12 protein-coding genes are annotated in these 7,427 nt (G+C 48.9%); 5 read left to right on the forward strand and 7 right to left on the reverse strand.

Translation table 11 applies throughout. The features are described from left to right. Positions 1-105: 105 nt before the first annotated feature. Together pgm and seqA are read right to left on the reverse strand one after the other, a co-directional pair. Positions 106-1,752, reverse strand: coding sequence for a phosphoglucomutase (alpha-D-glucose-1,6-bisphosphate-dependent) (pgm, locus tag WKJ03_RS17445; RefSeq protein WP_337843522.1), 1,647 nt, complete (start codon positions 1,750-1,752; stop codon positions 106-108). A 12-nt stretch (positions 1,753-1,764) separates the two neighbouring features. Next, the gene (gene seqA / locus WKJ03_RS17450; protein ID WP_337843523.1) at positions 1,765-2,283 is read right to left on the reverse strand and encodes a replication initiation negative regulator SeqA; all 519 of its coding nucleotides are present in this window, start codon (positions 2,281-2,283) and stop codon (positions 1,765-1,767) included. 110 nt (positions 2,284-2,393) lie between these two features. Here seqA and WKJ03_RS17455 point away from each other — a divergent pair, with 110 nt between their 5' ends. The 4 genes from WKJ03_RS17455 (at position 2,394) to fldA (ending at position 4,253) form a co-directional block, all read left to right on the forward strand. Further along, a complete protein-coding gene (locus tag WKJ03_RS17455) occupies positions 2,394-3,152 on the forward strand; it encodes an alpha/beta fold hydrolase (protein ID WP_337843524.1) in 759 nt (252 codons plus the stop codon). Positions 3,153-3,215: 63 nt separating this feature from the next. Continuing rightward, positions 3,216-3,416, forward strand: coding sequence for a DUF2788 domain-containing protein (locus WKJ03_RS17460; RefSeq protein ID WP_337843525.1), 201 nt, complete (start codon positions 3,216-3,218; stop codon positions 3,414-3,416). A 9-nt stretch (positions 3,417-3,425) separates the two neighbouring features. Next, positions 3,426-3,710: a LexA regulated protein gene (gene ybfE / locus WKJ03_RS17465; protein WP_337843526.1), complete on the forward strand. Its 285-nt coding sequence runs from the start codon at positions 3,426-3,428 to the stop codon at positions 3,708-3,710. A 12-nt stretch (positions 3,711-3,722) separates the two neighbouring features. Further along, positions 3,723-4,253, forward strand: coding sequence for a flavodoxin FldA (fldA, locus tag WKJ03_RS17470; RefSeq protein ID WP_337843527.1), 531 nt, complete (start codon positions 3,723-3,725; stop codon positions 4,251-4,253). Between the two features lie 43 nt (positions 4,254-4,296). Here fldA and WKJ03_RS17475 read toward each other — a convergent pair whose 3' ends face one another. After that, on the reverse strand, positions 4,297-4,779 hold the full coding sequence (locus tag WKJ03_RS17475; RefSeq protein ID WP_337843528.1) for a DUF4442 domain-containing protein: 483 nt from the start codon (positions 4,777-4,779) through the stop codon (positions 4,297-4,299). A gap of 142 nt (positions 4,780-4,921) precedes the next feature. Here WKJ03_RS17475 and fur point away from each other — a divergent pair, with 142 nt between their 5' ends. Continuing rightward, positions 4,922-5,365, forward strand: a complete 444-nt coding sequence (gene fur, locus WKJ03_RS17480) for a ferric iron uptake transcriptional regulator (protein WP_337843529.1) — start codon at positions 4,922-4,924, stop codon at positions 5,363-5,365. Between the two features lie 18 nt (positions 5,366-5,383). Here fur and WKJ03_RS17485 read toward each other — a convergent pair whose 3' ends face one another. The 4 genes from WKJ03_RS17485 to infC form a co-directional block, all read right to left on the reverse strand. Next, entirely contained in the window at positions 5,384-6,340 is a 957-nt protein-coding gene (locus tag WKJ03_RS17485) for an ADP-ribosylglycohydrolase family protein (protein ID WP_337843530.1), read from the reverse strand. Between the two features lie 176 nt (positions 6,341-6,516). After that, on the reverse strand, positions 6,517-6,876 hold the full coding sequence (gene rplT / locus WKJ03_RS17490) for a 50S ribosomal protein L20 (RefSeq protein WP_337843531.1): 360 nt from the start codon (positions 6,874-6,876) through the stop codon (positions 6,517-6,519). Positions 6,877-6,894: 18 nt separating this feature from the next. Continuing rightward, positions 6,895-7,092, reverse strand: coding sequence for a 50S ribosomal protein L35 (rpmI, locus tag WKJ03_RS17495; RefSeq protein WP_337843532.1), 198 nt, complete (start codon positions 7,090-7,092; stop codon positions 6,895-6,897). 95 nt (positions 7,093-7,187) lie between these two features. Beyond that, on the reverse strand, positions 7,188-7,427 hold a 240-nt coding region (gene infC / locus WKJ03_RS17500), incomplete at its 5' end, for a translation initiation factor IF-3 (RefSeq protein WP_337843533.1).

A 7,427-nucleotide genomic window follows, 5' to 3' on the forward strand; every position in this document is an offset into this window, starting at 1 on the left:
ATTACAAAAACCCTTGTCTCTCGTCAAGATTCAGCAGATTACCCTCCTGCCACCGTAATTAAATTACGTAATTGTGGCAGGATTATTGCATTAGCTTGTGATTGTTTAAATTTTAGCGAACACATCATCTACAAAAGCTTTAGCATCGCTTTCCAGCTGCTGCAAATGCGCTGGGTCGACAAAGCTTTCCAGATAAATCTTGTAGCTGTTTTCGGTGCCGGAAGGCCGCGCGGCAAACCAACCGTTTTTAGTCACCACTTTGACCCCCCCTATACTGGCGTCATTGCCTGGAGCCTTGGTTTGTACTGCCAGAATGGGATCGCCAGCCAATACTGTCTGAGTCACACTGCTGACATCCAGAGATTTCAGGGCTTTCTTTTGCTCTGCCGTCGCACTGGCGTCGAGACGGCGGTATAAAGGCGAGCCAAATTCGCGGGTTAACGCCTGATATTGCTGGTAGGGATCCACCCCGGTTTTCGCCAGCATTTCTGCGGCCAATAAACCCAGAATAAAACCGTCTTTATCCGTCGACCAGACCGAGCCATCGAATCGCAGGAAGCTGGCACCGGCACTTTCTTCACCACCAAAGGCGATGCTGCCTTTGTGCAACCCGTCCACAAACCATTTAAAGCCCACAGGCACTTCGTACACTGTACGGCCACGCCCCTGAGTCACACGGTCAATTAACGCACTGGAGACCAGGGTTTTGCCAATCGCCAAATCAGCCGACCACTGAGGTCTGTTGCTGAGCAGGTAATTAATGGCGACTGCCAGATAATGATTGGGGTTCATCAGGCCGCCACTGCGGGTCACAATACCATGGCGGTCAAAATCCGGGTCATTCCCTACCGCTATATCAAACTGGTCCTTCAGTTGGATCAGGTTGGCCATTGCATAAGCTGACGAGCAGTCCATGCGAATTTTGCCGTCTTTATCCAGCGGCATAAATGCAAAAGCCGGATCAATGCGCTCATTCACCACTGTGATATCCAGGCCATAGGTTTTGGCTATCACAGACCAGAAGGCCAAACCCGACCCGCCCATCGGGTCAACCCCAATGCGGATACCTGCTTTGGCGATAGCAGCCATGTCAATCACATTCTTCAAATCGTCGACGTAAGGAGTGACATAGTCATAACTCTGGCAGTGCTGGCTCTGCAGCGCTGCTGACAAACTTTGCTGCTTCACACCTTGCAGTTGCGTGGCCAGTAACTGATTAGCCCTGTGTTGGATCCAGTCGGTCACATCGGTATCTGCCGGGCCGCCGTGGGGCGGATTGTACTTAATACCGCCGTCTTCCGGCGGATTGTGCGAAGGGGTAATGATCAAGCCATCCGCCAGACCTTCAGTCCGGCCCCGGTTGAAACATAAAATGGCATGGGAGATCACTGGTGTCGGTGTGTAACCCATGCCCTGCTGGATCATGGTATGGACGCCGTTGGCGGTCAGCACCTGTAACGCCGTAGCAAAGGCAGCTTCTGACAAGGCATGAGTGTCTTTGCCTAAAAACAATGGGCCAGTGATGCCTTGCGTCTGCCGGTACTCAGCCACAGCCTGCACTATGGCCAGAATATGTGACTGGTTAAAGGAGGCTGAAAAGGCGCCACCTCTGTGGCCTGAGGTCCCAAAGCTGACCAACTCTGCGGGTACTTTCGGGTCTGGTACCAACTCATAGTAGGCTGATACCAGTTGTGCCACATTGATCAAGCTTGAGGCTGGCGCTACCTGACCGGCCAGTGAGTGCAAAGACATCGCTGTATCTCCTTATAATAAGTCGCGTATTTTTTCCACATCCGCGCTGTTGTAACCCAAGGTTGTGGCCACTTCAGTCAGCATCATTTTCTTACGGGTTGTATTGGAATTGGTAATGACCCAAAAGTCAGTGTTTGGGATAGATTTCGGGTTAGTGCTGCTGCCTGCTTCCTGCAATTCGTGTTCGCTGCGCGCAAAATACAGTCGGTTACGGCCTTTAATATCCAGCACCTTGGCAAATTCTTTTTTGTGAGCCCGTGCCAGCGCAGACAAAATAAACAAAAACCGGCCAACCACACTGTGTTCTGCCGATAAGTCCTGTTGGCTCAAGACGTCAAACACTGAACCTGTATTGGCTTTTTCCGGCTTTTTCGTCTCCATGTCAGCAACAGACACCGACTCAAGCGGGATTTGTGTCGCATGGGTCTGCAACAATAAACGGCGCAGAATATCCGACGCACTTTCGCCAATTTCCTGAGTCTGGCTGGCGATAAATTGATAAAGATCGTCGTCTATCTCAATGGTTTTCATGAACTTATTCCGCGTTTTAGTAAAATTGACAACATTATATAAAGCCGGCAGTCCTGACGCTATAGCCAGGATCTGTTAACCTGTGGCCAATTTAATCAGAAGGATCCCAGATGCTATTACATACCGAGATCTCCGGTCAGGGTCAAGCTGTGTTGCTGTTGCATGGTTTATTTGGCAGTTATGAAAATCTTGGCGTCATTGCCCGTCAGCTGGAATCCTATCAGGTGATCAGCATGGATTTACGTAATCATGGCCGCTCACCCTGGAGTGATGAAATGAATTACCCTGCCATGGCGGATGATGTCGCCGAAACCCTGGCTCAGTATGGCATTGAGCAGGTGGTCGTTTTGGGCCATTCCATGGGCGGGAAAGTGGCGATGCAACTGGCTTTGTCCAGACCCCATCTGATCAGCAAGCTAATTTTGGCCGATATTTCGCCAGTGCAGAATAAACCGCGTCATCAGGCTATTTTTGCCGGTTTGTCGGCCGTCGCAGCAGCTAATGTGCAAAGCAGGCAACAGGCCGATCAGCTGCTGACGGCGTATATTGCAGAGGCTGGAGTTCGTGCTTTTTTACTGAAAAGCCTGCAAAAAGCAGCAACAGGTTTTGCCTGGCGTTTTAATCTGGATGTGCTGCAGTCCTGCTACGATACTATTCTTCAGCCACCTGCCGCGACAGGTCCTTACCCCGGCCCTACACTCTTTATCAAAGGCGGCGATTCCGATTATTTACTCAGTGAGCACCAAGGCGTGATCAGCACACTTTTCCCTCAGGCCAAAGCCAAAGTGATTATGGGCACAGGTCACTGGTTGCATGCCGAAAAGCCTGCGGCTTTTGCAAGACTGGTCAATGATTTTTTATTGACTTAATGCAACTAATTCCCAACTAATTTGTGCTATAGTGCGCGCAATTTTTTTCGGGCCAGCTGCAGTATGAGTATTGAACAGTTTGAAACCCTGGGTTTAGTGCTGGGTGTAGGTGCTTTGTATCTCTTTATCGTGATGGCGATATGGGATGTGCTTAAGAAGAGTAAAGCACCCCGTTTTGGCAAGTTTTTTGTCTGGCTGGTGCTGTTTTTGTCACCTGCAGTCTTTGTAGCCAAACTGATTATTGAATATTTCTTAGCAGAGTAAGGTGCGTTCATGGCGAAAATTGCCACCGATCGCACAACCATTGATTTGTTTGCGCATGACAAAAGACCTGGCCGGCCACGGACCAACCCGCTGCCACGCGAAGAACAGGTCAAACTGAATAAACGCAATCAAATCAAACGCGATCGGACTAAAGGTTTAAAACGTATAGAGTGCAAAGTGTCGGAGCAACTGTACCAGCAGTTGTGTCAGAGCGCAGAAGCGCAGCAGATGACCCGGAGCGCCTATATAGAGTTGGTTTTAGAACAAGCGTTGCGTCAGGCGCAACTGAAGTAAAAGGCTGAGCTTATGGCTACTGTAGGTATATTTTTTGGCAGCGATACCGGTAACACCGAACATATCGCCAAGATGATTCAAAAAGAGCTGGGTAAACAGTTATTTGATGTGTTCGATATTGCAAAGAGCACCAAAGAACAAATTGCCAGCTACGATTTGTTGTTATTTGGTATTCCGACCTGGTATTACGGCGAAGCCCAGTGCGACTGGGACGATTTTTTCCCTGAGCTGGAAAACATTGATTTCGAGAATAAACTGGTCGCTATTTTTGGTTGTGGTGATCAGGAAGACTACGCCGAATACTTCCTTGATGCGATGGGGACCTTAAGAGACATTATTGAACCTAAAGGTGCCATCATCGTCGGTCACTGGCCAACCAAAGGCTACAATTTTGTTGCCTCCAAAGCCTTGGCGGACAACGATCACTTTGTCGGTTTAGGGATTGATGAAGACCGTCAGCCAGAATTGACCGAACAGCGTGTCAAACAATGGTGTAAACAAATTTATGACGAGCTCAGCTTAAAAGAGCTGGAAGCGTTATAAGCAAAAAAAGCCGGGGATCCCCGGCTTTTTTACTTTTTTGGGGTCAGAGATCCTGCTCTGCTGCACGGTACTTTGGTTTTTTCCGGATATACACTTTGCGGTTCACTTCACAAACCAGTTGCTGCTTCGCATCTTTGACATGCACAACAAATTCAGGAAAGTACTTTTCTCCCGCGGCGGTTTTTTCTTTCACTTCATCCAGTTGGGCATCTGTCAGTACAAACTCAGCACAGAGCTTGCTGCGCCCTGGTGTGATGTAGTTAATGTCGGCCTGTTTATCCCAAACGATGTATTCTTTACCCAAAGCTCCCATCAGCATCAAAGGATAAATAGGGTCGGTCATCGCAAACATGGAGCCACCAAACTGGCTGCTGTTGATATTACGGGTCCAGGGCCGGTTTTTCAGCACCACCTTGCAATAACGGTAATCCTCCGACAGTTCTTCAACCCGAATGCCACAAAAGAAAAACGGTGGCCAGAAGTTCAGTAAGTGCCGCATCACTGCGGGTTTAAATGCCCAACGCATAAAGCCCTCTCTGGTATGACCTGTTGTCGCAATTCTATACCCCGAACTGCCGTTTGTCTGCTGCGTTCTGCCCATTAACAGTTTGCTTCTTAAGGCAATGCCCTTATAATCATTTGAAATTGAAGCAAGAACGGGACATTCAATGTCAGATCACAATACGGAACTGCGTAAAGCAGGTCTTAAAGTTACACTGCCACGGGTTAAGATTTTGGATATTCTGCAGGATCCAAACCATCAACATATCAGCGCGGAAGATGTATACAAGATCCTGCTCGACCTGGGTGAAGACATTGGTCTGGCCACTGTATATCGTGTGTTAAACCAATTCGACGATGCGGGTATAGTCACCAGACACCATTTTGAAGGTGGGAAATCGGTGTTTGAACTGAGCAAAATGGACCACCACGATCACCTGGTGTGTCTGAGCTGCGGTAAAGTCATTGAATTTGAAGACGATGATATTGAACGCAAACAGTTAGAAATTGCCGAAAAAAATGGTATCAAACTGACCCACCACAGCCTGTACCTCTATGGCGAGTGTGTCGATAAAGCGGAATGCGAAAATAACCGCAGCCACAAAGGCTAATGCCTCCAGAAAAACCGGCTACGCCGGTTTTTTTACACCTGCCAGTATCTGCTCAGTCAAATAACCAACTTCGGTGGCCCAACAACACTCAGGCCGTGGCCGACGAACACCAAACTGACCTTTCAGTGGCCGGCAATTGCTGATCGCCTGAACCAGCGGCTCAGGAATTTCATTCACGCCGTAGCAGGCGCCTAACAACGCACCTGCTACGGCGGCATTATCTGCCGTGTCCCCGCCCCGGCGAATGGTATCGTAAATGCCATCCAGCCAGTCAGCCGCATACAACAACTGCCAAAGTGCATTCTGCAAGCTGACCAGTATCGGATGGTCGTCAGTATAAAAATCTTTTGGCGGCATAAACAGAGCCTGATCGATGGCCCGGATTATCAGCTTGTCCACTTTCAGCTGCAGTGCCCAGTCTTTGATTTGTTGGTACAGTTCATCCGCGCTGCAGTCATTTTCCAACAAATGGCCAAGCGCCATCACATACAACCCCGTCACTTGCTGATTCAGCAGATTCGGGTGAGTCAGTGCCGTGTCGGCCATGGCCCAGGCGGCCAGTTGAGGTAATGAATAATGTGGAACAGCCAGCGCAATAGGGGCAATCCGGGCCAGAGGCGTAGGTGCAAATGAGTCTTCGCTCTGCCGTCCCAGCAGTGCCTGTTTCAATTCTTCAGGAACAGCGAAAGGCTCAGTCCGCAGCCAGTATTCGTACGCCTGCCAGGCCCCCTCTTCCTGATAATCTCCATAGTGCGCCAGCAAACGGCATAACAATAAAGCCAGCTCCCCACTGTCTGTAACCTGCCCTGGTTGGGTGTTCCAGCTGTTTTGCAGCAACAGTTCATCCAGACTACCACCGAGGCGCAAGGCCCGTTCTGTATCTGTCAGGTTTTCCAATGCGGCGCCAGTGACTTCACCGGCTAACAAACCGAAGATCAACCCTTGGGCTTTGGATAGCAGTACAGCCTCTGGCATAACCCACTCAACTGATGAATTTTTAAACCTTGTGCTTAGTTATAAGCTATTGCGATGCACAAGCCAAGCTCTTGTTAAAAATCAATGTCATAGCTTAACTTCACTGCCTATACAGGGCTGAATGACAGGCATAAAAAAAGCACCCGAAGGTGCCTTTTTAAAATTCGCTCAATGAATTAAGCAGTTAAAGCTTCTTTCGCTTTAGCAACTAAGGCAGCAAAAGCGCCTTTGTCGTATACAGCGATATCGGCCAGGATCTTACGATCGATCTCAACAGAAGCACGTTTCAGACCGTCGATAAAGCGGCTGTAAGACAGACCGTTTTGACGGGAAGCAGCGTTGATACGCGCGATCCACAGCTGACGGAATTGACGTTTACGTTGACGACGGTCACGGTAAGCGTACTGACCCGCTTTGATCACTGCCTGGAAGGCAACACGATAAACACGGCTACGGGCACCGTAATAACCTTTAGCTTGCGCTAAAACCTTCTTATGACGCGCGCGAGCGGTCACACCACGTTTTACTCTTGGCATTTAAAATCTCCTAATGGCTTATGCGTATGGCAGACAACGTGCAACGCTGTTCACGTCAACTTTGGCAACTAAGGTTTTTGGACCTAAGTGGCGCTTACGCTTAGAAGATTTCTTCGTCAGGATGTGGCGAAGATGTGATTGTTTACGTTTAAAACCGCCTGAGCCGGTTTTCTTAAAGCGCTTTGCAGCACCTTTGTTGTTTTTCATCTTTGGCATAGTTTACTAACTCGCATTGTTTAGTGACAACGAATAATAAGGCGATAAAAAACGCCACTCTTTCAAGCGGCGTCTTTACATACTTGAAAGCCTTATTACTTCTTATTTGGGGCCAGCATCATGATCATCTGACGTCCCTCTACCTTACTCGGGAAAGACTCACAAACAGCAATGTCTGCCATGTCTTCTTTGATCCGGTTCAGAACCTCAATACCGATGTCCAGATGCGCCATTTCACGACCACGGTAACGCAGTGTGACTTTGGCTTTGTCGCCCTCTTCAATGAAGCGACGCAGGTTGCGTAGTTTTACCTGGTAATCGCCTTCATCAGTTCC

This window comes from Rheinheimera sp. (genome assembly GCF_037442525.1).
Lineage (GTDB): Bacteria > Pseudomonadota > Gammaproteobacteria > Enterobacterales > Alteromonadaceae > Pararheinheimera.

Coding starts and splice junctions, on each gene's coding strand:
- WKJ03_RS17455 (WP_337843524.1), top strand. CDS start 2,394: ATGCTATTACATACCGAGATCTCCGGTCAGGGTCAAGCTGTGTTGCTG.
- seqA (WP_337843523.1), bottom strand. CDS start 2,283: ATGAAAACCATTGAGATAGACGACGATCTTTATCAATTTATCGCCAGC.
- WKJ03_RS17485 (WP_337843530.1), bottom strand. CDS start 6,340: ATGCCAGAGGCTGTACTGCTATCCAAAGCCCAAGGGTTGATCTTCGGT.
- ybfE (WP_337843526.1), top strand. CDS start 3,426: ATGGCGAAAATTGCCACCGATCGCACAACCATTGATTTGTTTGCGCAT.
- rplT (WP_337843531.1), bottom strand. CDS start 6,876: ATGCCAAGAGTAAAACGTGGTGTGACCGCTCGCGCGCGTCATAAGAAG.
- pgm (WP_337843522.1), bottom strand. CDS start 1,752: ATGTCTTTGCACTCACTGGCCGGTCAGGTAGCGCCAGCCTCAAGCTTG.
- WKJ03_RS17475 (WP_337843528.1), bottom strand. CDS start 4,779: ATGCGTTGGGCATTTAAACCCGCAGTGATGCGGCACTTACTGAACTTC.
- fldA (WP_337843527.1), top strand. CDS start 3,723: ATGGCTACTGTAGGTATATTTTTTGGCAGCGATACCGGTAACACCGAA.
- WKJ03_RS17460 (WP_337843525.1), top strand. CDS start 3,216: ATGAGTATTGAACAGTTTGAAACCCTGGGTTTAGTGCTGGGTGTAGGT.
- fur (WP_337843529.1), top strand. CDS start 4,922: ATGTCAGATCACAATACGGAACTGCGTAAAGCAGGTCTTAAAGTTACA.
- rpmI (WP_337843532.1), bottom strand. CDS start 7,092: ATGCCAAAGATGAAAAACAACAAAGGTGCTGCAAAGCGCTTTAAGAAA.